The organism is Pseudomonas sp. Sample_10, from assembly GCF_004321495.1.
In the GTDB taxonomy this organism is placed as follows: Bacteria; Pseudomonadota; Gammaproteobacteria; order Pseudomonadales; family Pseudomonadaceae; genus Aquipseudomonas.
On the sequence record NZ_RCOE01000117.1, the window covers coordinates 1 to 25,185 of the forward strand.

A 25,185-nucleotide genomic window follows, 5' to 3' on the forward strand; every position below is an offset into this window, starting at 1 on the left:
GACCTCAGCGCTGATGACGGATGCGTGGGTTGGCAAAGCCGTAGAGGATGTCCACTACGAAGTTGACCAGAATCACCAGGCAGGCGATTAACAGGATGCCGTTTTGTACAACCGGATAGTCACGGGCGCCAATGGCTTCGATCAGCCATTTGCCGATGCCCGGCCAGGAGAAAATGGTTTCGGTCAGGACCGCGCCGGCCAGCAGGGTGCCGACTTGCAGGCCAACCACGGTCAGTACCGGGATCAGCGCGTTACGCAGGCCGTGGACGAATACCACACGCGATGGCGACAGGCCTTTGGCGCGGGCGGTACGAATGTAGTCTTCACGCAGCACTTCGAGCATCGACGAGCGGGTCATTCGCGCGATCACCGCCAATGGAATGGTCCCCAGCACGATGGCCGGCAGGATCAGGTGGTGCAGCGCATCGAAGAACGCGCCGACGTCATCGGCCAGCAGTGTATCGATCAGCATGAAGCCGGTACGTGGCTCGATGTCGTAGAGCAGGTCGATCCGCCCGGATACCGGGGTCCAGCCCAGGCTCACCGAGAAGAACATGATCAGGATCAGGCCCCACCAGAAGATCGGCATCGAGTATCCCGCCAGGGAGATGCCCATCACCCCATGGTCGAACAGGGATCCTCGCTTGAGTGCCGCAATCACCCCGGCCAGAAGGCCCAGGATGCCGGCGAACAACAGGGCGGCCATGGACAGTTCCAGGGTCGCGGGGAAGAGGGAGGTGAACTCGGTCCAGACGCTCTCACGGGTACGCAGGGATTCCCCGAGATCGCCGTGGGCCAGTTTGCCGATGTAATCCAGGTACTGGGCATACAGGGGTTTGTTCAGACCTAGGCGTTCCATTGCCTGAGCGTGCATTTCGGGGTCGACCCTGCGTTCTCCCATCATGACTTCCACGGGGTCGCCAGGGATCATGCGAATCAACGCGAAAGTCAGCAAGGTGATGCCGAAGAACGTGGGGATCAGTAACCCCAGTCGGCGGGCAATAAAACTAAACATCGTGTGGTGTACCTCATCAGCCGGTTAGGCGTGCCCGGCAGGCCTGGATCAGGCTTGCCGGGAGTTTTCTTATTTACTTCACCTGGGTGGTGGCGAAGTTATTCGTGGTGAGGGGGCTAATGTGATAGCCCTCTACGTTGTTGCGCATTGCGGTGAACATTCTAGTGTGCGCCATGCTGATCCATGGCTGGTCCTGGTTAAAAATAACCTGAGCCTGTTCGTACAGGGCTGCACGCTCGGCCGGGTCGGTTTTTTCCCGGGCCTGATCGAGCAGTGCCTGGAACTTGTCATTGCACCAGCGTGCGTAGTTTTCGCCGTTCTTGGCCGCTTCGCAACTGAGCATAGGCGTAAGGAAGTTATCCGGGTCGCCGTTATCGCCCGCCCATCCGGCGGAAACCATGTCGTGCTCACCGTTTTTCGCGCGTTTGAGCATTTCGCCCCATTCCATGACGCGGATGTCGACCTTGATCCCGACTTTGGCCAGGTCAGCCTGCATCATCTGCGCGCCGAGCATCGGGTTCGGGTTGGTCGCGCCACCACCGTTGCGGGTGAACAGGGTGAAAACCGTGCCTTCCGGTACGCCGGCTTCCTTGAGCAGGGCACGAGCCTTGTCCAGGTCGCGGACCGGATTCTTCATGTCGTGGTTATAGCCCAGCAGGGTGTCCGGGAACGGGTTGACCGCCGCGGTCGCATTGCCTTTGCCGAACAGCGCGTTGACCGCCGCTTCCTTGTCGAAGGCGATGTCGATGGCTTTACGCACGCGCACGTCGCTCAGGTATTTGTGCTGGGTGTTGATGGCGATGTAGGCGACGGTCATCGCGTTCAGTTCATCGACTTTCAGGTTCGGGTCTTTCTTGATGCTCGGGATGTCGTCCGGCTTCGGGTACAACGCGACCTGGCACTCGTTCGCCTTGAGCTTCTGCAGGCGCACGTTGTTATCGGTGGCGATGGCCAGGATCAGCGCCTCGGCCGGTGGCTTGCCACGGAAATAGTCCGGGTTGGCCTTGAAGCGAACCTGGGCGTCCTTGTTATAACGCTGGAAGATGAACGGGCCGGTACCGACCGGTTTGTTGTTCAGATCGGCGGTTTTGTTGGCCTTGAGCAACTGATCGGCGTACTCGGCGGAATAGATCGAGGAGAAGGCCATGGCGATGTCAGCCAGGAACGGCGCTTCACGGCGGGTCAGGGTGAACTTGACCGTGTTGTCATCGACTTTTTCGACACTCTTGAGCAGTTCCTTGAAGCCCATGCTTTCAAAGTAGGGGAAGCCCACGCTCGACAGTTTGTGCCATGGGTGATTCGGGTCCAGTTGACGCTGGAAGCTCCAGACCACGTCGTCGGCATTCATGTCGCGGGTCGGCTTGAAGTATTCGGTGGTGTGGAATTTGACGCCTTTGCGCAGGTGGAACGTGTACGTCAGACCGTCTTCGCTGATGTCCCAGGATTCGGCCAGTGCCGGAATCACATCCGTGGTGCCGGGCTTGAAATCTGCCAGGCGATTGAAAATGGTTTCCGCCACCGCATCGGCTGTGACTGCAGTTGTGTACTGGACCATGTCGAAGCCTTCGGGGCTGTTTTCGGTACAAACCACCAGCGGCTTGGCCGATACGCCCACCGCGACACTCAGCAAGGCGGCCGCGATGGCCGCACGTAGGGGAAGCATTTTCATCAAGAACCCTCTGCAATCGGTTAAAGGACAAAAGCCGAACGGCGACTCATCGCTGAGCGCACCGTTCGGCCCAATGCATTACAGAATATTGAACGGGATGGTGGTCACGAGACGGAACTCGTTGATGCTGCCATCGGACTGGAACTCGCTGGCACGGTGAGCGGTGTAGGTGCCGCGGATCGTGGTGGCCTTGAACGGACCGCTCTGAACTGCATAAGTGGCACCGATACCGTATTCGTAGTGGTGTTCGCCGTCCTGTTCCTGCACACCGTCGTAGCCTTTGCCAGCGACGCCTTTGTTGCCGGTGTAGTGGGTGCCGTCGATGCCCCAGCCACGCGCCTGGTAGATGTTGAATTTCAGGCCTGGCACACCGTATTCAGCCATGTTCAGGCCATACGCTACCTGGAAGGATTTCTCGTTCGGGCCGTTGAAGTCCGACAGCAGGGAGTTGGCCAGGTAGATGCCGTTGGTTTCGTGCAGGTAGTCGAAGTACTCGTTACCGTTCACTTCCTGATACGAGAAGGTCAAGGTGTGAGCCTGGTGGGTCAGGCCGAACGACAGCGAGTAAGTATCGTTGTCGATGTCGCCGATCAGCGCCTTGCCTTCTTCCTGGGTTTTGTAATAGTTCAGGCCAGTGGTCAGGCTCAGCACCTGGCTGTCGCCCAGCACGTGGGTAGCGCCGAAGTAGTACTGGTTCCAGATGTCTTCAGCCTGGGTTGCCCAGAGGCTGGTGGTCAGGCTGGAGAATGGGGTGTAGGTGATGCCGCCCGTGTAAATGTGATCGGATTCCACGCGGCCGTTGGCGTATTCCGTACGGAATTTTTGCAGGCTTTGTTCCATACGCGGAGACACGCGATCGAAGGTCGCGATATCAAAGGTCAGGTTTTCCAGCTCAGCGACGTTCAGGCTCACACCCTCGAAACTCGAAGGCAGGGCGCGGTTGCCGATGGTGTCGACTTGCGGGCTGCTGTAGCTCTGGCGACCGGCAGTCAGGGTGGAGTTGGAGACGCGCGCCTTGACGTTGGCCAGGCCCAGTTTGCTCCACTGGCCCACCGCATCGCCGCCTTTCTCGGTCAGGGTACGGTTGTTACCCGAGAAGGCGCCGGTCTTCGGTGCGCCACCGTTGCCGGCAGCCAGGTTTTCGCGATCACGCTCCAGTGCAATGGCGTTGTAGGCGGCGACTTCAGTGCTGAAGCCGACCGTGCCCTCGGTGAAGCCCGAGTTGTACTTGAGGATGGTGCCTTGCACCCAGTTGATACGGCGATCGGTTTCCTGCAATGCGCCGTCTTTGCTGTAGCGGAACTTGCCGCCGCGTTTCAGTTGTTCATTGGCGTACCAGTTACGCGTGGTGCCGGTAATCGACTGGCCTTCCACAAAGCCAGTGGCTTCGCTTTGAGCGGATTTTTCTTTCACGGTAACCGGTGTGAAAGCCTGGCTCTGGGTTTCAGCGTAAGCCGTGGCGGTCACGCTGCTGATGGCCAGGGCCAGTATTGCGGTGCTGCTCAGTTTCATGGGTGAAGCTCCTTTTTATTTCTTTTTTTTATGCCGTTCTTTTTTGATGAGCGGCTATTGCTTTGGAACTCTTTCACGCAACGCAAACGTTTGCTGCATGCCTTTTGGGCGAATTACGGCAAGGCGCCTGCATGGGGGCGCAGTACGCCCCCAGCGATTCAGCTACACGGTTTTATTTTTCGATGCTGACACCCGAGAAAACGTTACGACCGAAGGGGCTGACCTTGAACCCTTCGATTTTGGCGCTCAACGGCTGATTGACCGTTGAATGGGCGACTGGCGTGATCGGCACCTGCTGCTTGAGGTACTGCTGCGCCTGTTTGTAGAGGACGGTGCGCTGGTCGCGGTCGGTTACGACCTTGGCTTGCTTGATCAGCTTGTCGTAAGCCGGATCACACCACATGGAATAGTTGTTGCCGCCGATGGCATCGCAGCTGTACAGCGTGCCGAGCCAGTTGTCCGGGTCACCATTGTCACCGGTCCAGCCGATCAGGCTGACGTCGTGCTCGCCATTCTTGGTGCGCTTGATGTACTCGCCCCATTCATAGCTGACGATCTTGACCTTGAGGCCGATTTTCGCCCAGTCAGCCTGGAGCATCTCGGCCATCAGCTTGGCGTTGGGGTTGTACGGACGCTGGACGGGCATGGCCCACAAAGTGATCTCGGTGCCTTCCTTGACGCCGGCAGCCTTGAGCAATTCCTTGGCTTTTTCCGGGTTGTAGGCGGCATCCTTGACGGTGTCGTCGTAGGACCACTGGGTCGGCGGCATGGCGTTGACCGCCAGTTGCCCCGCGCCCTGGTAAACGGCGTTGAGAATGCCTTGCTTGTTCACCGCCATGTCCAGCGCCTGACGCACTTCAAGCTGGTCGAACGGTTTGTGGCGCACGTTGTAGGCGATGTAGCCGAGGTTGAAGCCGGGCTTCTCGATCAGTTGCAGCTTGGGGTCGTTCTTCAGCGCGGTGACATCGGCCGGACGCGGATGCAGGGTGATCTGGCACTCGTCGGCCTTGAGTTTCTGCACACGTACCGAAGCGTCGGTGTTGATGGCGAAGATCAGGTTGTCGAGCTTGACGCGCTCAGGCGCCCAGTAATGTTTGTTGCCGGTGTAACGGATGTTCGAGTCTTTCTGATAGCTCTTGAACACGAACGGCCCGGTGCCGATCGGCTTCTGGTTGATGTCGCTCGGCTTGCCCTCGGCCAGCAGCTGGTCGGCGTATTCGGCAGAGAGAATGGCGGCGAAGCTCATGGCGATGTTCTGAATGAACGCGGCGTCGACGCTGTTGAGCGTCATGACCACGGTCAGCGGCCCGGTCTTTTCAACCTTGGCGATGTTCTTGTTCAGGCTCATCCCGTTGAAGTACGGAAACTCTGTCGGGTAGGCCTTGCGGAAAGGTTGTTGCGGATCGAGCATGCGGTTGAAGGTGAACAGCACGTCGTCGGCATTGAATTCACGGGTTGGGGTGAAATATTTGGTGGTGTGAAACTTCACCCCTGGGCGCAGGTGAAAGGTGTACTTGAGGCCGTCCTCGGAAATATCCCAGTTTGTGGCCAGGCCCGGTACGACATTGGTCGAGCCTTTTTCAAACTCTGCCAGCCGGTTGTACAGCGGCTCGGCGGCATCATTGTCAGTCGCTGTCGTGTATTGCGCCGTATCGAACCCGGCGGGGCTGCCTTCGGAGCAGAACACCAGGCTGTTACTGGCCGCGTGGCCCATGGAGGTAGCGGCCAGCAGACCGGTGCCCAGCAATGCAGATAAAACCAAGGTATGGCGCATGACGCTCTCTCTTGTTCAGTGTTGTGACAATGAGCCTGCAATCCGTGCGTAGACGACGAGGCTTCACTGGTTTCAAGCCATGACGTGCAGCAAACAAACCGATGACCCACGCATGAGCTGGTCGGATACCGACGGTATGAACCGTGGCTCCGGCAGTAAATGCGAAGAGTCCGAAAGTCTCGTAGGAAATGACTACGTGGCCTGACGTTCTGCTGTAAGCAGCAGTCGACTTGGATGTAGGCGAATTCCTGCTTTCTCGGTTGATAAAGTAACGGCGACGTCCAGGACGTCGCCGTTACCCGATCTTATTTGCTGACGCTGACGCCGTAGAAGGAATTCAAGCCAAACGGGCTGATCTTGAAGTCCTGCACATTGGCGCGCATGGGTTGGAACACCGTCGAGTGAGCGATAGGTGTCATTGGAACAGCGTCTTTGAGGACGTGTTGCGCTTGCTTGTACAGTTCGGTGCGCTTGCCTTGATCCGAAGTGCGCTTGGCTTGCTTGACGATGTCGTCAAACTTCTTGTCGCACCACTTGGAGAAGTTGTTGCCTTCCAGCGAGTCGCAGCCGAACAGCACGTTCAGCCAGTTATCGGGATCACCATTGTCACCGCTCCAGCCAATCAGCATTGCCTGGTTCTCGCCGCCTTTGGAGCGCTTGATGTACTCGCCCCACTCGTAGCTCTGGATCTTGACCTTGAGGCCGACTTTCGCCCAGTCGGACTGCAGCATTTCTGCCATCAGCTTGGCGTTCGGGTTGTACGGACGCTGTACCGGCATCGCCCACAGAACGATTTCGGTACCTTCTTTCACGCCGGCTTCCTTGAGCAGCTCTTTGGCTTTCTCAGGGTTGTACGGTGCATCCTTGATGGTGGTGTCGTAGGACCACTGGGTCGGCGGCATGGCGTTGACGGCCAGTTGGCCGGCGCCCTGGTAAACCGAGTCGATGATCTGCTGCTTGTTGACCGCCATGTCCAGTGCCTGACGCACTTTCAGTTGGGCCAGCGGGTTCGGCTCGTTGCTGCCCTTGACTTTGTCCATCACGTTGTAGGCGATGTAACCGAGGTTGAAACCAGCCTGGTCAGGCAGCTTCAGGGTCTTGTCTTCACGCAGCGCCTTGAGGTCGGCCGGACGCGGGAACAGGGTGACCTGGCACTCGTTTTTCTTCAGTTTCTGGATGCGTACCGACGGGTCGGTGGTGATGGCGAAGATCAGGTTGTCGATCTTCACGTCATCCGGCTTCCAGTAGTCCTTGTTCCCGGTGTAGCGGATGTTGGAGTCTTTCTGGTAGCTCTTGAACACGAACGGACCAGTGCCGACCGGCTTCTGGTTGATGTCGGCGGCTTTGCCTTCCTTGAGCAGCTGGGCGGCGTACTCGGCGGACTGGATCGAGGCGAAGCTCATGGCCATGTTCTGGATGAACGCGGCGTCTACGTCCTTGAGGGTGAACTTGACGGTTTTGTCGTCGACTTTATCGATCTTGGTGATGTTGGTATCCATCCCCATGTCGGTGAAGTACGGGAATTCGGTCGGGTACGCTTTGCGGAACGGGTCATCCTTGTTAATCATGCGATTAAAGGTGAACAGCACGTCGTCGGCGTTGAACTCACGGGTCGGCTTGAAGTAGGGAGTGGTGTGGAACTTGACGCCTTCGCGCAGATGGAAGGTGTACGTCAGGCCGTCATCGGAGACGTCCCAGCTGGTCGCCAGACCAGGAATGACAGCGGTGCCGCCGCGCTCGAACTGGGTCAGGCGGTTGAACATGGTTTCTGCAGAGGCGTCGAAGTCGGTTCCGGTGGTGTATTGACCTGGATCGAAACCGGCCGGGCTTCCTTCGGAGCAGAACACCAGGTTGGTCGCAGCTTGGGCGAACGGTGCGGCGGCCAATAAGCTGGCGCCGACTAAAAACGGAATGACCGCTTGTTTAAGCATGGTGGCCTCATGATTTGTTGTCATTTTTTAATTTTGAGGACGACCTCGTGAGTCGTGCCTGCGGATACTTATGCAGGGGGCATACCCAATGCAAGATCTTGAGCGACTGCAGGTCTTAAACGGTGGCACGAACGTACCTTAATGTCGCATTTGTATAAAAGTTGACGCATTTGACCGTTTGCGCGGCATTTTTGCAGTGCATTCAGTGCACCTTTGTGGTGCGAATATAGCTTGGGTTGCCCGTGGGTGGGGCGAGGTGTTACCTATTTATACCCCGCTCTAAAGGGGTGGGTAGAGATTGATGGGAGTGGTTATCGTTGCACTGCAATTGGTCGAGTTGTACGAAGTGCAACTGTGGCTGTTTTTCAGGGATTTCTGTCGTCGCAGATAGAGCATAGATGGCAGTTTGCAAAAAAAAAGGCGATCACCGTGTGATCGCCTGATTGCATGGTGGCTTCGACTCAGGGCATCAGCACTTCGATCGAGCCGTCAGCCGTCATGCTGACCTGGCTGGTGCCGGCTTCGACTTGTGGAGTGACCGGCGCCGCTTCGTCCATGCTGGCCGCTTTCATCATCATCGGCGCGCGCATGTACGGTTGCGGATAGCCGTTGCTGTTGAGGTTCAGGTTGACGATTTTGTAGCCTTTGCCGCCCAGCGCATCGGTTGCCAGTTGCGCCCGTGCCTTGAAGGCAGTCACTGCTTCCTTGAGCAAGGTGTCTTCGCTGGCCTTGCGGGTTGGCGTGGCAATGGCGAAGTCCATGCCGCCCATCTTCAGGTCTGTGAGCAGTTCGCCGGTCAACTTCGACAGGGCGGCAAAGTCGGTGCTTTCCAGGCGCAACTCGGCACGTTCACGCCAGCCGGTGATCTTCTGGCCTTTGGTGTCGTAGATCGGATAGCTGTTGCGACTGCCTTGGCGCAGGGTGATGTCCTTGACCTGTTTGGCCTGGGCCAGCGCCTTGTTCATGGTGGTGCTGACGTCGGCCGCGAGTTTGGCCGGGTCGGTGTTTTGTTCTTCGGTGTAGAGGGTCACGATCATCAAGTCGCGAGCCACTTCCTGGCTGACTTCGGCGCGCAGGGAAATCTGGTTGTAATGAAGCTCGTCGGCCGCCAGGGTCGGGAGGCTGGCGAAAGCGCCAACGCTCAGGGCAAGGAGGGCGGCGCTGCGGCGGAATGTGTGCATGAAAGCTCCTGGGATGATGTGCAGGGAATCGTTCGGGCCTGCGTGAACCCATCAGACTCTAGCGATAATGATCCGGTTCGCACAGTTACAACTTCTATACAGATAACGTGTGCTGGGCTATTTGTGGCGAGGGAGCTTGCTCCCGTTCGGCTGCGAAGCAGTCGCAAAGTCGGATTGCAGGACCTCCCTGTTTTACCCGGTACGATGGAGCGGGCCTGCTACGCAGTCCAGCGGGACGGTGCGGCGATCCGACAAGCCCCCTCGCCACCACAGCGTTATCAGATTTGGCATGTGGTCGTTTGCCGCACTTTCGCTTCTGAAGGCGCCGCTTGGTTATACTCCCAATGATCCGCCTGGAGCGCTCATCAGGAGAGCTCATGCTCGCCCCCGTTCAAATCACTTCCGCCACTCGCCAGAATCTCTGGCGGCTGACTTTCATCCGGACTTTGGTACTGGCTGCCCAAGCCGGGTCGGTAGGCCTGGCCTACTGGTTCGAATTGTTGCCGTTGCCCTGGTTTCAACTGGCCGCCACCCTCGGTTGCTCAATGCTGCTGTGTGCATTCACCGCGATTCGCTTGCGCACCTCATGGCCGGTGACCGAGCTGGAATACGCCGTACAACTGGCCTGCGACCTGTTTATCCACAGTGCCTTGCTGTATTTCTCCGGGGGGTCGACCAACCCCTTCGTTTCCTATTATCTGGTGCCGCTGACCATCGCTGCCGTAACGTTGCCGTGGCGTTATTCGGTGATCCTGTCGGGCATTGCGCTGACGATGTACACCCTGTTGCTGGCACGCTTCTATCCGCTGCAAACCTTCCCCATCGCCCGGGAAAACCTGCAGGTGTACGGGATGTGGCTGAGTTTCGCCCTGGCGGCGGCGGTGATCACCTTCTTCGCCGCTCGCATGGCCGAAGAACTGCGCCGACAGGAAGAGTTGCGCGCCATCCGCCGTGAAGAAGGCCTGCGCGACCAACAGCTCCTGGCTGTCGCCACCCAGGCCGCGGGCGCGGCGCATGAGCTGGGTACGCCATTGGCGACCATGAGCGTGCTGCTCAAGGAAATGCGCCAGGACCATCACGACCCTATGTTGCAGGACGACCTGAGCGTGTTGCAGGATCAAGTCAAGCTGTGCAAAGAGACCTTGCAGCAATTGGTACGCGCCGCCGAGGCCAATCGCCGGTTGGCGGTGGAAATGCAGGACGTTACCGATTGGCTCGACGAAGCGCTCAATCGCTGGCACCTGATGCGTCCGGAGGCCAGTTACCGCTTCCAGCGCCTCGGCCAGGGCACGGTGCCACGCATGGCGCCACCGCCTGACCTGACCCAGGCCTTGCTGAATTTGCTCAACAATGCCGCTGATGCCTGCCCGGAGGGCTTGCAGGTGACGCTGGACTGGGACGCCGAAAACCTCACCATCAGCATCCGCGATCACGGCGCAGGCGTACCATTGGCTATCGCCGAACAGATCGGCAAACCGTTTTTTACCACCAAGGGCAAAGGCTTCGGCCTGGGCCTGTTTTTGAGCAAGGCCAGCGTGACACGCGCCGGCGGCTCAGTGAAACTCTACAGTCATGAGGAAGGTGGCACGCTCACCGAGCTGCGCCTGCCCCGTGTCGCCCGAGGAGACCAACATGAGTGACGAAACCCAAGTCGAAGGCGAAGAACTGCCGCATTTGCTGCTGGTCGATGACGACGCCACCTTCACCCGCGTCATGGCTCGCGCCATGGCTCGCCGTGGTTTCCGCGTCAGCACGGCTGGCTCCGCCGAGGAAGGCCTGGAACTGGCCAAGGCCGATCTGCCGGACTACGCCGCCCTGGACCTGAAAATGGATGGCGATTCCGGCCTGGTGTTGTTGCCCAAGTTGCTGGAAATGGACCCGGAAATGCGCGTGGTCATCCTCACCGGTTACTCAAGCATTGCCACCGCCGTCGAAGCGATCAAGCGTGGTGCCTGCAACTACCTGTGCAAACCGGCCGATGCCGACGACGTATTGGCGGCGCTGCTGTCCGAACACGCCGACCTCGACAGCCTGGTGCCGGAAAACCCGATGTCGGTGGACCGCTTGCAGTGGGAACACATTCAGCGGGTTTTGACCGAACACGAAGGCAACATTTCCGCCACGGCCCGCGCCCTGGGCATGCACCGCCGCACGCTGCAGCGCAAACTGCAGAAGCGCCCCGTTCGTCGCTGAACCTGCGCTGAACGAATGCGGGCCGCTCCTCGCGACAAACCGAACCGATCATCTATGATCGGTTCGTGCGTGTACTTTTCTCTATTGAGCCTTATCCATGAACCAGAACGCTGAGTACTCCGCGGTCAACGATGCTGTGCGCGGGCAGTTTTTTCGCAAAGTGTGGGCGATGATCACGCCTTACTGGCAAAGTGAGGAGAAGGCCAAGGCCTGGGCGTTGTTGATCGCGGTGATCGCGTTGTCACTGATCAGCGTGGGCATCTCGGTGTGGTTCAACACCTGGTACAAGGATTTCTATAACGCGCTGCAACAGAAAGACGAAGCCGCTTTCTGGCGCCTGATCCTGTACTTCTGCGCGATTGCGGCGGTGGCGATTGTCGGTGCGGTGTATCGCCTCTACCTGACTCAGATGTTGACGATCCGCTGGCGGGCCTGGCTGACCGAAAAACATTTCACGCGGTGGCTCAACGACAAGAATTACTACCAGCTGGAGCAGGGCGGCTACACCGATAACCCGGACCAGCGGATTTCCGAAGACCTCAACAACTTCACCAACAACACCCTTGAACTGGGTATCGGTCTGCTGCGCAATATCGTCAGCCTGGTGTCGTTCTCGATCATTTTGTGGGGCGTGTCGGGCAGTATCGAAGTCTTCGGTATCACCATTCCCGGCTACATGTTCTGGTGCGTGCTGGTTTACGCCGTGGTGGGCAGTTGGCTGACGCATTTGATCGGTCGTCGCTTGATCGGTCTGAACAACCAACAACAACGCTTCGAGGCCGACCTGCGTTTCTCCATGGTGCGGATTCGTGAGAATGCCGAAAGCATCGCGTTGTACAACGGCGAGCCGAACGAAAATCGTCGCTTGAGCGGCCGCTTCGGGATGGTCTGGCACAATTTCTGGGACATCATGAAGGTGTCCAAGCGCCTGACCTTCTTTACGGCAGGTTACAACCAGGCTGCCATTATCTTTCCGTTCATCGTTGCTTCGCCGCGTTACCTGGCGGGCAAGATCGAACTGGGCGAGTTGATGCAGATCAGCTCGGCGTTCGGCAATGTGCAGGAAAGTTTCAGCTGGTTTATCAGTGCCTACCAAAGCCTGGCTTCCTGGCGCGCCACCTGCGATCGTCTGCTCAGCTTCCGTCAGGCCATGACCGACAACGAACAGCGCGCACCGGCCATCGATGTGCAGAACCAGGGTGATGCATTGAAAGTGCACAACCTGGGCCTGGACCTGGCCGACGGCCGTGACTTGCTGACCAATGCCGACCTGACTGTGGAGGAGGGCGAGCGCGTGATGCTCAGCGGGCGTTCCGGCAGCGGCAAGTCGACGTTGCTGCGGGCGATGGGGCATCTGTGGCCGTCCGGTCACGGCAGCATTCGTCTGCCGGCGGCGCGTTATCTGTTCTTGCCGCAAAAGCCGTATCTGCCGATCGGTACGTTGCGTGAAGCGCTGAGTTATCCACAGGATGGCGGTACGTATCAGAGCGAGCGTTATGCGCACGTCCTGGAAACCTGCCGATTGCCGCATCTGGTGGCGCGTATTGATGAAGCCAATCACTGGCAACGCATGCTCTCGCCGGGTGAGCAACAGCGACTGGCCTTTGCCCGCGCGCTGCTTTACGCCCCGCAATGGCTGTACATGGACGAAGCGACCTCGGCGATGGATGAAGAGGACGAAGCGTCGCTGTATCAGGCACTGATCGACGAATTGCCCGGGCTGAGCATTGTCAGCGTTGGCCATCGCAGCAGTCTCAAGCGCTTCCATCCACGGCATGTGCGTATCGAAAATGGGCACTTGGTGGACCAGGCCGTGACCGCCTGAACATCATGCCTCTGTAGGAGCAAAGCTTGCTCGCGATCGCCGTCATGCGGTTTTCGACCTGGGACCGCGTGATCGTTCATCGCGAGCAAGCTTTGCTCCTACCAGGGGTGGTGGTGATCGTACAACCGCGTTGCGCTATGATGCGGTTTCAGCAGCCGAATATTTCGAGACAGACGTCCACCATGGAAAACCCGAACGACGCACCACGCCTACCTCGCAAGCGCCGCAGCCTCGCTCAGGAACTGGTGACGGTGCTGTCCGAGCAGATCCGCGACGGTCACCTCAAGCGTGGCGACAAGTTGCCCACCGAGTCGGCGATCATGGATGCCCATGGTGTCAGCCGCACGGTGGTGCGCGAGGCGATTTCCCGTTTGCAGGCGGCGGGGCAGGTGGAGACCCGCCATGGTATCGGCACCTTCGTTCTCGACACACCGAGCCCGAGTGGTTTTCGCATCGACCCGGCAACCGTGGTCACCTTGCGTGACGTGCTGGCGATCCTGGAATTGCGCATCAGCCTCGAAGTGGAATCCGCCGGCCTCGCTGCCCAGCGTCGCAGTCCCGAGCAATTGGCCTTGATGCGCGCGGCACTGGATGCGCTGAACGAAAGCGTGTCTCACGCCAGTGATGCCGTGGCTTCGGACTTCCAGTTCCACCTGCAGATTGCCCTGTCCACCGGCAACCGTTACTTCACCGACATCATGACTCACCTGGGCACCAGCATCATTCCGCGCACTCGGCTCAACTCCGCGCGGCTGGCCCATGACGATCAGCAGCACTACATGAATCGCCTGAGCCGCGAGCACGAAGAAATCTACGACGCCATCGCCCGCCAGGACTCCGATGCCGCCCGCGCCGCCATGCGCCTGCACCTGACCAACAGCCGCGAGCGGTTGCGTCATGCCCATGAAGAGGCTGAGGCGCAGCGGGTTTAGGGGAGCACAGGATTTTCCACTGGCACCGTCACATAGTCGATGTACTCGACTGTGTTATCACCCAATACCTTGAATTTTTTTTGAGTGACCTCCAGGTTTTTTTCCCGGCATCAACTCAAATTCGACCCAATCTCCAATGCTCACGTGCAGGTCGAATTCCATTGGCATGACCAGCGGCTTGAGCTGGGCGCTGGTCGGAAAGTTAAATCGATGTTTCGTTGGCATGACTGATTACCATTCGATGCGCAATGTCAGCAGTGAGCTGGTTTGTGGTTCGTTCTCGCCGCCGATCTGGTAGCACAGCGTGACTGTCTTGTTTACGTGTCTCTTCACTTCTTCTCTGGAGACGTAAACTTTCAGGTTTGGCGTTCTTGCGACGTCGTCAATGTCTTCGTTGTATTGTCCGGTAGGGATCTTTTTCCCCCGCCATTCCAGGTCGCCCTTGTCCAGATTCAAGATTGCAAAGGCTTCGTTGTAAGGCGAGGAATATGCGGAATCGGGAATGCAGACTTCCAGATCTCCTTGGAGCTTCGACAACACCACGACAGTTTCCTGATCGTCGGGCCGGGTTGTGATTCCTGTAAGCGTTGGGGCTTCAAGCGCCATGATGTATTCCTTGGAGTGTCGAGGTTGGCGAAATGGGGTTGCGGCACATGCCAAGCTCCGGATCAGAGTTATCCCTCTAGAGATGCGTCATTCGGAACTTGATAGAAATTACAGTTTCGACAAGCGGTTATGCTTCTTAGGGTCCTAGGATGACGTATCTCTAGGATTGGCATTATTCGAAGCGCCATCTTCTTCAGTCCCACCAAAGGCTTTTAAAAATGGGGTTTCCGAGCCTTTTGTCGAACAATTTTCACCCAGCGCGATGAAATGCAGTTGACGGTTGTATTTTAAGTTGTACGATGACCTACAACTTCGGCGAAGGCTGAACGGTTTTCTCACACAACGTTGCTACCAGGGTGTTCGAATAATGAATCCACAAGAACTGAAGTCCATCCTCTCTTCCGGTCTGCTGTCTTTCCCGGTTACCGATTTCAATGCACAGGGCGATTTCAATCGCGCTGGCTACATCAAGCGTCTGGAATGGCTGGCCCCATACGGCGCCTCGGCTCTGTTCGCCGCAGGTGGCACCGGTGAGTTCTTCTCTCTGGCGGCCAGCGAATATTCGGAAATCATCAAGACTGCCGTCGACACTTGCGCCACCAGCGTGCCAATCCTGGCCGGCGTGGGCGGTTCGACTCGTCAAGCCATCGAGTACGCACAGGAAGCCGAACGTCTGGGCGCCAAAGGCCTGTTGCTGCTGCCGCACTACCTGACCGAAGCCAGCCAGGACGGTGTTGCCGCCCACGTTGAAGCGGTGTGCAAATCGGTCAACATCGGCGTCGTGGTCTACAACCGCAACGTTTGCCGCCTGAACGCGCCGCTGCTGGAACGTCTGGCCGAGCGCTGCCCGAACCTGATCGGCTACAAGGATGGCCTGGGTGATATCGAGTTGATGGTGTCGATCCGTCGCCGCCTCGGTGATCGCTTCAGCTACCTGGGCGGTTTGCCGACCGCTGAAGTCTACGCCGCTGCCTACAAGGCGCTGGGCGTGCCGGTCTACTCCTCGGCGGTGTTCAACTTCATCCCGAAAACCGCGATGGATTTCTACCACGCGATCGCTCGCGAAGATCACGCCACCGTTGGCAAGATCATCGACGACTTCTTCCTGCCGTACCTGGACATCCGTAACCGCAAAGCGGGTTATGCGGTGAGCATCGTCAAGGCCGGGGCAAAAATTGCCGGCTATGACGCAGGCCCTGTGCGGGCGCCGCTGACCGATCTGACTGGCGAAGAGTACGAAATGCTCGCGGCGCTGATCGACAAGCAGGGTGCGCAGTAACACATCCGTTTAAGTAAGGCCGCTGAGTGATCAGCGGCCTTTTGCGTGAGGAGATCTTAAAGTGGCAGATGCAAAGCGTTTCGATAACTACATCAATGGCGAATGGGTTGCCGGTGGCGATTACTCGGCGAACATCAACCCGTCCGAGCTGAGCGACAACATCGGCGATTACGCCAAGGCTGACCTGGCCCAGGTCAACGCCGCCATTGATGCTGCCCGTGCCGCATTCCCGGCCTGGTCCACGTCCGGTATTCAGGCGCGTCACGATTCCCTGGACAAAGTCGGCAGCGAAATCCTCGCCCGTCGCGAAGAGCTCGGCACGCTGCTGGCCCGGGAAGAGGGCAAGACCCTGCCTGAAGCCATCGGTGAAGTGACCCGCGCCGGTAACATTTTCAAGTTCTTCGCCGGCGAATGCCTGCGTCTGTCCGGCGACTATCTGCCGTCGGTGCGCCCGGGCGTCAACGTCGAAGTGACTCGTGAGGCCTTGGGCGTGGTCGGTCTGATCACTCCGTGGAACTTCCCGATTGCCATTCCGTCGTGGAAAATCGCCCCGGCCCTGGCCTACGGCAACTGCGTCGTGCTCAAGCCTGCGGACCTGGTGCCGGGCTGCGCCTGGGCGCTGGCGGAAATCATTTCCCGCGCAGGCTTCCCCGCCGGTGTGTTCAACCTCGTGATGGGCAGTGGTCGAGTAGTGGGCGATGCACTGGTGCACAGCCCGAAGGTCGACGGCATCAGCTTCACCGGTTCCGTGGGCGTTGGTCGCCAGATCGCCGTGAGCTGCGTCTCGCGCCAGGCCAAGGTTCAGTTGGAAATGGGCGGCAAGAACCCACAGATCATTCTCGACGACGCCGACCTCAAGCAAGCGGTCGAACTGTCGGTACAGAGCGCGTTCTACTCCACCGGCCAGCGTTGCACCGCGTCGAGCCGCTTCATCGTCACCGCCGGGATTCACGACAAGTTCGTTGAAGCCATGGCCGAACGCATGAAGTCGATCAAAGTCGGCCACGCCCTGAAAGCCGGCACTGACATCGGTCCTGTCGTTTCGCAAGCGCAGCTCGAGCAAGACATGAAGTACATCGACATCGGCCAGTCCGAAGGTGCGCGTCTGGTCAGCGGCGGTGGTCTGGTGACCTGTGACACCGAGGGCTACTTCCTCGCGCCAACGCTGTTTGCCGACAGCGAAGCTGCGATGCGCATCAGCCGTGAAGAGATCTTCGGTCCGGTGGCCAACATTGTCCGCGTCGCCGATTACGATGCTGCGCTGGCCATGGCCAACGACACCGAATTCGGTCTGTCGGCGGGCATCGCCACCACATCCCTGAAGTACGCCAACCACTTCAAGCGCCACTCCCAGGCCGGGATGGTAATGGTCAACCTGCCGACCGCCGGCGTGGATTACCACGTTCCGTTCGGTGGGCGTAAAGGTTCATCCTACGGGTCACGTGAGCAAGGTCGCTATGCGCAAGAGTTCTACACGGTCGTGAAGACCAGCTACATCGGCTCCTGATCCACGCAATACCCTGTAGGAGCCGGCTTGCTGGCGATCGCATCACCCGGTGTCAATGACACACCGGGGGTGCCCGCATCGCTGGCAAGCCAGCTCCCACAAAAGACCGAAGAAGATTCACCCGCGCATAAAAATAATTTGTGGGAGTACATCTACATGCAATCGACGCAAAAGCCGACTCACGTCCGCTATCTGATCCTGCTCATGCTTTTCCTGGTGACCACGATCAACTACGCCGACCGGGCTACCATCGCTATCGCTGGCTCCAGCCTGCAAAAAGACCTCGGCATCGACGCCGTCACCCTTGGCTATATTTTCTCCGCATTCGGTTGGGCCTACGTGGCCGGGCAAATTCCCGGGGGCTGGCTGCTGGACCGTTTCGGTTCGAAAAAAATCTACGCACTGAGCATCTTCACCTGGTCGCTGTTCACCGTGCTGCAAGGCTTCGTCGGTGAATTCGGCATGTCCACGGCGGTGGTTGCGCTGTTCATGCTGCGCTTCCTGGTGGGCCTGGCCGAAGCGCCGTCCTTCCCTGGCAACGCGCGCATCGTTGCGGCGTGGTTCCCGACCGCTGAACGCGGTACGGCCTCGGCGATCTTCAACTCCGCGCAATACTTCGCCACCGTGCTGTTCGCCCCGCTGATGGGCTGGATCGTCTACTCCTTCGGCTGGGAACATGTGTTCATCGTCATGGGTATCCTGGGCATCATCTTCTCGCTGATCTGGCTGAAAGTGATCTACAGCCCGCGTGAACACCCACGGATCAACGATGCCGAGTTCAAGCACATCTCCGAGAACGGCGGCATGGTCGACATGGACCAGAAGGGCAAGAAGTCCGACGGTCCGAAGTGGGATTACATCCGTCAGTTGCTGACCAACCGCATGATGCTCGGCGTGTACCTGGGCCAATACTGCATCAACGGTATCACCTACTTCTTCCTGACGTGGTTCCCGGTGTACCTGGTGCAGGAACGCGGCATGACCATCCTCAAGGCCGGTTTCATCGCCTCGTTGCCGGCGATCTGCGGCTTCATCGGTGGTGTGCTCGGCGGGGTGATTTCCGATTACCTGCTGCGCAAAGGCCATTCCCTGACCTTCGCCCGCAAGGCACCGATCATTGCCGGCCTGCTGGTTTCCAGCAGCATCGTGGCCTGCAACTATGTCGATGTTGAGTGGATGGTCGTCGGCTTCATGGCCCTGGCATTCTTCGGCAAAGGCGTGGGCGCACTGGGCTGGGCCGTGGTGTCCGACACCTCGCCGAAACAGATCGCCGGTCTGAGCGGTGGCCTGTTCAACACCTTCGGTAACCTGGCCTCGATCACCACCCCGATCGTGATCGGCTACATCATCAGCTCCACCGGCTCGTTCAAGTGGGCGCTGGTGTTCGTTGGTTGCAATGCACTGGTCGCGGTGTTCAGCTATCTGGTGATCGTCGGTCCGATCAAGCGTGTGGTGCTCAAAGAGCCACCGGTCAGCGGTCCTGAAACCAACAATAAATTGTCTCAAGCGCATTCCTGAGGAGCGGCGTCATGCAGTTGATTGAACATTCCGACTCGCCGCGCTACATCCGCCTGCACGAGCGGGACAATGTGGTGATCGTGGTCAACGATCAGGGCGTCCCGGCCGGCACCGAGTTTGCCGATGGCCTGGTCACCGTGGACTTCGTGCCACAGAGCCACAAGGTCACCCTGGAAGACATTCCCGAGGGTGGCCAGGTGATTCGTTACGGCCAGGTCATTGGCTACGCCTTGCAGCCGATTCCACGCGGCAGTTGGGTCAAGGAAGATCAACTGCGCATGCCGACCGCGCCACCGCTGGACAGCCTGCCGCTGTCTACCGAAGTGCCGGCCGCGCAAGCACCGCTGGAAGGCTTCACCTTCGAGGGTTATCGCAACGCCGACGGCACCGTCGGCACGCGCAACATCCTTGGCATCACCACCACCGTGCAATGTGTGACCGGTGTGCTCGACCACGCGGTCAAGCGTATCAAGGACGAATTGCTGCCCAAGTACCCGCACGTCGATGACGTGGTGGCGCTGACCCACAGCTACGGCTGTGGCGTGGCGATTACGGCCACCGACGCCTACATCCCGATTCGTACCGTGCGCAATCTGGCGCGCAACCCGAACCTGGGTGGCGAGGCCCTGGTGATCAGCCTGGGTTGCGAGAAATTGCAGGCCGGGCAGGTGATGCACGAGGACGATGCCTCGGTGGACTTGAGCGAGCCGTGGCTCTATCGCCTGCAGGATTCCAGTCACGGTTTTACCGAGATGATCGAACAGATCATGGAACTGGCGGAAATCCGTCTGAAGAAGCTTGATCAACGCCGTCGGGAAACCGTGCCGGCGTCCGAGCTGATTCTCGGCATGCAGTGCGGTGGCAGCGATGCGTTTTCCGGCATCACTGCCAACCCGGCCCTCGGCTATGCCTCGGACCTGTTGCTGCGGGCGGGCGCGACGGTGATGTTTTCCGAAGTCACCGAAGTGCGCGACGCAATTTACCTGCTGACATCTCGGGCGCAGACCAAGGAGGTCGCCGAGGAATTGGTACGGGAAATGGACTGGTACGACCGTTATCTCGCCAAAGGCGAAGCGGATCGCAGCGCCAACACCACGCCAGGCAACAAGAAGGGCGGGTTGTCGAACATCGTCGAGAAATCCCTGGGCTCGATCGTCAAGTCTGGCAGCAGTGCGATCAGCGGCGTGCTCGGCCCTGGCGAGCGGTTCAAGGACAAAGGCCTGATCTTCTGCGCGACCCCGGCCAGCGACTTCGTCTGCGGGACGTTGCAACTGGCGGCGGGGATGAACCTGCACGTGTTCACCACCGGACGTGGCACGCCTTATGGGTTGGCCATGGCACCCGTGGTGAAAGTGTCGACCCGGACGGAACTGGCGCAACGCTGGCCGGACCTGATCGACATTGACGCCGGGCGCATTGCTACAGGCCGGGCCTCCATCGAGGAGCTGGGCTGGGAGTTGTTCCACTACTATCTGGATGTGGCCAGCGGCAAGCAGCAGACGTGGGCTGAGAAGCACAAGCTGCATAACGACATCACCTTGTTCAACCCGGCGCCGATCACCTGAGACCAACCAGTGATCGTTCCCACGCTCTGCGTGGGAACGCAACCCGGGACGCTCTGCGTCCCAAAAGCTCGACGCAGAGCGTCACAAGAGGCATTCCCACGCAGAGCGTGGGAACGATCAGGGTGAAAGTGGCTTATCATTAGCCTACTAACGACGCTCACCCAAGGTTACCCCCGGCATGCTGGCAATTTTCCTCGAAACCCTGAACATCACCGCACCGGTGTTCGCCATGCTGTTTCTCGGGGTGTTGCTCAAACGCATCGACTGGATCAACGACAACTTCATCCACACCGCGTCGGCCCTGGTGTTCAACGTCAGCATGCCGGCGTTGCTGTTTCTGGGCATCCTGCATGCCGACCTGCATGCCGCGCTGCAACCGGCGCTGCTGATCTATTTCTCCCTCGCGACCCTGGTGTGCTTTGCCATCGCCTGGGGTTGGGCGATTGTCAAATGCCCGCGCGAAGACCGCGGAATTTATACCCAGGGCGCCTTTCGCGGTAACAACGGGGTCATCGGCCTGGCGCTGGCAGCGAGCATGTACGGCGACTATGGGATTTCCCTCGGGGCGATTCTCGCGGCGTTGGTCATCCTGTTCTACAACACGCTGTCGACCATCGTGCTGGCGGTGTACAGCCCGGTGATCAAGTCCGATCCGTGGAGCATCTGCAAAAGCGTCATGGTCAATCCGTTGATCATCAGCGTGTTTGCGGCGGCCCCGTTTGCGTACTTCAAAATCAGTCTGCCGGGATGGCTGGAGACGTCCGGCCAATATCTGGCGCAAACCACTTTGCCGTTGGCGTTGATCTGCATTGGCGGCACGTTGTCGCTGGCGGCGATGCGCAAAAGTGGTTCGATGGCATTCAGCTCGAGCCTGGTGAAAATGCTCGGCCTGCCGATCCTGGCGACACTCGGCGCCTGGCTCTGGGGCTTCCGTGGTGCGGAGTTGGGGATTCTGTTCCTGTACTTCGGCAGCCCGACTGCAGCGGCCAGTTTCGTCATGGCCCGCGCGGCGGATGGCAATCATGAATTGGCGGCGGCGATCATCGTGATCACCACGCTGATGGCAGCGGTCACCACCAATATCGGGATCTTTTTGTTGCAGTGGGGTGGGTGGATTTAATCGATAGATTTGCGGCGTGTATCAGGGCTCTTCGCGGGCAAACCTCGCTCCTACGGGTTCGATATCCCCTGTAGGAGCGAGGCTTGCCCGCGAAGGGGGCGGACCTGATTACTCCGGCTTCTGGTAGCTATCAATCACTTCCTGCGCCGCCCGAAACGCATCGATTGCCGCCGGCACACCGGCATACACCGCGCAATGCAGCAGCGCTTCGCGGATTTCATCCACGGTGCAGCCGTTGTTCAGTGCGCCGCGTACATGACCTTTCAATTCCTGCGGGCACTTCAGCGCGGTCAGCGCGGCGAGGGTGATCAGGCTGCGGGTTTTCAGCGGCAAGCCTTCACGATTCCACACGGCGCCCCAGGCGTGTTCGTTGACGAAATCCTGTAATGGCTGGGTGAAATCTGTGGCGTTGCCCAGGGCGCGGTCGACAAAGGCGTCGCCCATCACTTGGCGACGTACTTCAACGCCGGGTTTTTTATGCTCGGTCATGGCAATTCCTTCTTGTGGTGTTGGCGCCGCCAGGCGCGCAGCGACGTGAACAACAAAAATGCCACCAGCGCCGGCAGGATGAAAAACAGCATCAGGTGCTCAAGCTTGCCCGCCAGTGGCATGCCGGTGGTGAACGACAACACGTGCAGGCCGTAAGCCAAGTACAAGCCCAGAAACAGCAGGCCTTCGGCGCGGGTTACGCGATAGCCGGAGTAGAACACCGGCATGCACAGCACGGCGACACCGAGCATCACCGGCAGGTCGAAGTCCAGGGCGTTGGGCGATACGGACAGGGGCGATGGCGCAAGCAGTGCCGTCACTCCGAGCACGCCCAGAAGGTTGAACAAATTACTGCCGATCACGTTGCCCACGGCGATCTCCCGTTCACCGCGCAACGCTGCGATCAGCGATGTCGCCAGTTCAGGCAAGGAGGTGCTGACCGCAACGATGGTCAGACCGATGATCCGCTCTGACAAACCCAGGTCGGTGGCAACCGCCACCGCTGCGCCCAGCAACAGATGCCCCGCATACACCAGCATCCCCAGCCCGGCGATGATCATCAGCACGCTGGTGAACCATGGCGCTTCGCCGGTGAGGCTGTGAGCCGATACCGGACGCACAGAATGCCGTGACTGGCGCAGCAACAACGCCAGGTACAGAAGCAATGCCGCCAACAGAACCACACCGTCGGCGCGAGTCAGTTCTTCATTCCACGCCAGTACGAAAACCAGCAGGCTGGCACCGATCATCAGGGGAATATCCAGGCGCACCAGTTGCCGCGACACCCGCAGTGGAATGATCAACGCCGAGAGGCCGAGAGTGACCAGGATGTTGAATATGCTGCTGCCGATCACACTGCCGACAGCGATGTCAGCGTTATGGGCTAGCGTGGCTTGCAGGCTGACGGCCATCTGCGGCGCGCTGCTGCCGAGGGCGACGATGGTCAGGCCGATGATCAGCGGTCGAACATGCAGGCGCGCGGCCAGTCGTACCGCGGCGCGCACCATCAATTCGGCGCCGGCAATCAACAGCACCAGGCCGCTGAGCAATTCGATCACGCTGATCAGGGGTAGGTCGGCTAGTCCGAAAATGGCTGGGGCTCCAAGTGTCAGTCGTCGAGGGCCTGGACGCGAACCCGCGCAGTGCCGCTCCTGAGCATGCCCAAGCGCGCGGCAGCTTCATGTGACAAGTCGATCAGGCGTCCACGGGTATGTGGCCCGCGGTCGTTGATGCGCACCACGCAGGACTTGTCGTTGTTCAGGTTAGTGACCTTCACCCGTGTGCCGAAAGGCAATTGGCGATGGGCGGCGGTCAGGGAATTCTTGTTGAAACGCTCACCACTGGCGGTGCGCTTGCCTTGGTGTTTGGCGCCGTAATACGAGGCAACGCCGGTCTTGTCATAGCCGTGCGGATCGACGATATCGTTGCTGGCGCAACCGGCAAGGAGCGAGAGGAGGGCGCAGGCACTTAGCAGACGCTTCATTAGGTGACCCCATGATCGTTCCCACGCTCCGCGTGGGAATGCAGCTCGTGACGCTCCGCGTCACAAAAAAAGCGGACGCAGAGCGTCCAGAGAGGCGTTCCCACGCAGAGCGTGGGAACGATCCCTGTGGTTAGCCTTCGAGCTTGCTTTTCAGCAATTCGTTCACCTGCTGCGGGTTGGCCTTGCCTTTGGAGGCTTTCATGGCCTGGCCGACGAAGAAGCCGAACATCTTGCCGCGCTTGGCTTCGTCTGCCGCGCGGTATTGCTCGACCTGTTCGGCGTTGGCCGCGAGCATTTCGTCCAGCACCGCCGAGATGGCGCCGGTGTCGGTCACTTGCTTGAGGCCACGCTTGTCGATGATCTCGTCGGCACTGCCTTCGCCGTTGGCCATCGCTTCAAACACTACCTTGGCAATCTTGCCGGAGATGGTGTTGTCCTTGATGCGCAACAGCATGCCGCCCAGTTGCTCGGCGGAAACCGGCGACTGTTCGATGTCCAGGCCTTGCTTGTTGAGCAGGCTGCCCAGTTCGACCATCACCCAGTTCGCCGCCAGTTTGGCGTCGCCGCCGATGCTCGCGACTTTCTCGAAGTAATCGGCTTGTTCGCGGCTGGTGGCCAAGACGCTGGCGTCGTACACCGACAGGCCGAATTGCGCCTGGAAGCGCTCGCGCTTTTGCGGTGGCAATTCCGGCAGGGTGGCGCGCACGTCATCGAGGAAAGCGTTCTCGATGACCACTGGCAGCAGGTCAGGATCGGGGAAATAACGGTAGTCGTTGGCTTCCTCTTTACTGCGCATCGGACGGGTTTCGTCCTTGTTCGGATCGTACAGGCGTGTCTGCTGGATCACCTTGCCGCCATCTTCGATCAGCTCGATCTGACGCTGGATTTCGCTGTTGATCGCCTTTTCGATGAAGCGGAACGAGTTGACGTTCTTGATCTCGCAGCGTGTGCCGAACTCGACCTGGCCTTTCGGGCGGATCGACACGTTGCAGTCGCAACGCAGCGAACCTTCGGCCATGTTGCCATCGCAAATCCCCAGGTAACGCACCAGTGCGTGGATCGCCTTGACGTAGGCCACGGCTTCCTTGGCGCTGCGCATGTCCGGCTCGGAGACGATTTCCAGTAGCGGCGTGCCGGCACGGTTCAGGTCGATGCCGCTGGCGCCGCTGAACTCTTCGTGCAGGCTCTTGCCGGCGTCTTCTTCAAGGTGCGCGCGGGTGATACCGACACGTTTGACCGTGCCGTCTTCCAGGGCGATGTCCAGGTGGCCCTTGCCGACGATCGGCAATTCCATCTGGCTGATCTGGTAGCCCTTGGGCAGGTCCGGGTAGAAGTAGTTTTTACGGGCGAACACGTTGTGCTGGCCGATCTCGGCGTCAATCGCCAGACCGAACATCACCGCCATGCGCACCGCTTCCTGGTTCAGCACCGGCAGCACGCCGGGCATGCCCAGGTCGATCAGGCTGGCCTGGGTGTTCGGCTCGGAACCGAAGGTGGTGGAACTACCGGAAAAGATTTTCGACCGGGTGGTGAGCTGAGTGTGAATCTCCAGCCCGATCACGACTTCCCATTGCATGTGTGTCTCC

Annotated in this window: 22 protein-coding genes; 10 read left to right on the plus strand and 12 right to left on the minus strand. The window is 59.2% G+C overall.

The features are described from left to right. Positions 1-4: 4 nt before the first annotated feature. The 4 genes from D8U18_RS10885 to D8U18_RS10900 all read right to left on the minus strand — a co-directional run bounded on the left by D8U18_RS10885 (position 5) and on the right by D8U18_RS10900 (position 5,970). Entirely contained in the window at positions 5-1,015 is a 1,011-nt protein-coding gene (locus D8U18_RS10885) for an ABC transporter permease subunit (RefSeq protein WP_075947650.1), read from the minus strand. A gap of 73 nt (positions 1,016-1,088) precedes the next feature. Continuing rightward, entirely contained in the window at positions 1,089-2,684 is a 1,596-nt protein-coding gene (locus tag D8U18_RS10890; RefSeq protein WP_130906256.1) for an ABC transporter substrate-binding protein, read from the minus strand. 78 nt (positions 2,685-2,762) lie between these two features. Then, positions 2,763-4,196 (minus strand): OprD family porin, encoded by a 1,434-nt coding sequence (locus D8U18_RS10895; protein ID WP_131107611.1) that lies wholly within the window; start codon positions 4,194-4,196, stop codon positions 2,763-2,765. 172 nt (positions 4,197-4,368) lie between these two features. Continuing rightward, complete coding sequence (locus tag D8U18_RS10900; RefSeq protein ID WP_056854999.1) at positions 4,369-5,970, minus strand: ABC transporter substrate-binding protein; 1,602 nt, start codon at positions 5,968-5,970, stop codon at positions 4,369-4,371. Between the two features lie 79 nt (positions 5,971-6,049). Here D8U18_RS10900 and D8U18_RS29220 point away from each other — a divergent pair, with 79 nt between their 5' ends. After that, positions 6,050-6,175 carry a hypothetical protein gene (locus tag D8U18_RS29220; protein ID WP_269083297.1) on the plus strand — a complete coding sequence of 42 codons (126 nt, stop codon included), beginning with the start codon at positions 6,050-6,052 and terminating at the stop codon, positions 6,173-6,175. Between the two features lie 100 nt (positions 6,176-6,275). Here the strand turns inward: D8U18_RS29220 and D8U18_RS10905 are convergent, their stop codons facing one another. Beyond that, entirely contained in the window at positions 6,276-7,901 is a 1,626-nt protein-coding gene (locus D8U18_RS10905) for an ABC transporter substrate-binding protein (RefSeq protein ID WP_130906257.1), read from the minus strand. Between the two features lie 461 nt (positions 7,902-8,362). After that, positions 8,363-9,082 (minus strand): SIMPL domain-containing protein, encoded by a 720-nt coding sequence (locus tag D8U18_RS10910; protein WP_056855001.1) that lies wholly within the window; start codon positions 9,080-9,082, stop codon positions 8,363-8,365. 377 nt (positions 9,083-9,459) lie between these two features. On the opposite strand from D8U18_RS10910, the gene D8U18_RS10915 reads away from it, so the two are divergent. From D8U18_RS10915 to D8U18_RS10930, 4 genes are all read left to right on the plus strand, one after another. Beyond that, a complete protein-coding gene (locus D8U18_RS10915) occupies positions 9,460-10,722 on the plus strand; it encodes an ATP-binding protein (protein ID WP_056855002.1) in 1,263 nt (420 codons plus the stop codon). Next, positions 10,715-11,275 (plus strand): response regulator transcription factor, encoded by a 561-nt coding sequence (locus tag D8U18_RS10920; RefSeq protein WP_056855003.1) that lies wholly within the window; start codon positions 10,715-10,717, stop codon positions 11,273-11,275. The genes D8U18_RS10915 and D8U18_RS10920 overlap by 8 nt, the downstream gene beginning before the upstream one ends. 97 nt (positions 11,276-11,372) lie before the next feature. Beyond that, positions 11,373-13,100, plus strand: a complete 1,728-nt coding sequence (locus D8U18_RS10925; RefSeq protein WP_131107612.1) for an ABC transporter ATP-binding protein/permease — start codon at positions 11,373-11,375, stop codon at positions 13,098-13,100. A 182-nt stretch (positions 13,101-13,282) separates the two neighbouring features. Next, entirely contained in the window at positions 13,283-14,032 is a 750-nt protein-coding gene (locus D8U18_RS10930; RefSeq protein ID WP_177336588.1) for a FadR/GntR family transcriptional regulator, read from the plus strand. A 57-nt stretch (positions 14,033-14,089) separates the two neighbouring features. Here D8U18_RS10930 and D8U18_RS10935 read toward each other — a convergent pair whose 3' ends face one another. After that, positions 14,090-14,257 (minus strand): hypothetical protein, encoded by a 168-nt coding sequence (locus tag D8U18_RS10935; RefSeq protein ID WP_241664316.1) that lies wholly within the window; start codon positions 14,255-14,257, stop codon positions 14,090-14,092. Positions 14,258-14,263: 6 nt separating this feature from the next. Next, positions 14,264-14,638: a hypothetical protein gene (locus tag D8U18_RS10940; protein ID WP_056855006.1), complete on the minus strand. Its 375-nt coding sequence runs from the start codon at positions 14,636-14,638 to the stop codon at positions 14,264-14,266. Between the two features lie 367 nt (positions 14,639-15,005). Between D8U18_RS10940 and kdgD the strand changes: the two genes are divergently transcribed. From kdgD to D8U18_RS10965, 5 genes are all read left to right on the plus strand, one after another. Beyond that, positions 15,006-15,917 (plus strand): 5-dehydro-4-deoxyglucarate dehydratase, encoded by a 912-nt coding sequence (gene kdgD / locus D8U18_RS10945; protein ID WP_020796617.1) that lies wholly within the window; start codon positions 15,006-15,008, stop codon positions 15,915-15,917. 61 nt (positions 15,918-15,978) lie between these two features. Continuing rightward, positions 15,979-17,424 carry an aldehyde dehydrogenase family protein gene (locus D8U18_RS10950; RefSeq protein ID WP_056855007.1) on the plus strand — a complete coding sequence of 482 codons (1,446 nt, stop codon included), beginning with the start codon at positions 15,979-15,981 and terminating at the stop codon, positions 17,422-17,424. Positions 17,425-17,580: 156 nt separating this feature from the next. Further along, positions 17,581-18,942 carry an MFS transporter gene (locus D8U18_RS10955; RefSeq protein WP_056855008.1) on the plus strand — a complete coding sequence of 454 codons (1,362 nt, stop codon included), beginning with the start codon at positions 17,581-17,583 and terminating at the stop codon, positions 18,940-18,942. An 11-nt stretch (positions 18,943-18,953) separates the two neighbouring features. Further along, on the plus strand, positions 18,954-20,507 hold the full coding sequence (garD, locus tag D8U18_RS10960) for a galactarate dehydratase (RefSeq protein ID WP_131107613.1): 1,554 nt from the start codon (positions 18,954-18,956) through the stop codon (positions 20,505-20,507). A 178-nt stretch (positions 20,508-20,685) separates the two neighbouring features. Next, positions 20,686-21,627, plus strand: a complete 942-nt coding sequence (locus D8U18_RS10965) for an AEC family transporter (protein ID WP_056855010.1) — start codon at positions 20,686-20,688, stop codon at positions 21,625-21,627. Positions 21,628-21,735: 108 nt separating this feature from the next. Here the strand turns inward: D8U18_RS10965 and D8U18_RS10970 are convergent, their stop codons facing one another. The 4 genes from D8U18_RS10970 to gatB form a co-directional block, all read right to left on the minus strand. After that, entirely contained in the window at positions 21,736-22,116 is a 381-nt protein-coding gene (locus tag D8U18_RS10970) for a carboxymuconolactone decarboxylase family protein (protein ID WP_056855011.1), read from the minus strand. Further along, positions 22,113-23,174: a calcium/sodium antiporter gene (locus tag D8U18_RS10975; RefSeq protein WP_131107614.1), complete on the minus strand. Its 1,062-nt coding sequence runs from the start codon at positions 23,172-23,174 to the stop codon at positions 22,113-22,115. The genes D8U18_RS10970 and D8U18_RS10975 overlap by 4 nt, the downstream gene beginning before the upstream one ends. Positions 23,175-23,224: 50 nt before the next feature. After that, positions 23,225-23,599, minus strand: coding sequence for a septal ring lytic transglycosylase RlpA family protein (locus D8U18_RS10980; RefSeq protein ID WP_056855013.1), 375 nt, complete (start codon positions 23,597-23,599; stop codon positions 23,225-23,227). A 130-nt stretch (positions 23,600-23,729) separates the two neighbouring features. Then, on the minus strand, positions 23,730-25,175 hold the full coding sequence (gene gatB / locus D8U18_RS10990) for an Asp-tRNA(Asn)/Glu-tRNA(Gln) amidotransferase subunit GatB (RefSeq protein WP_130908124.1): 1,446 nt from the start codon (positions 25,173-25,175) through the stop codon (positions 23,730-23,732). Positions 25,176-25,185: the final 10 nt, after the last annotated feature.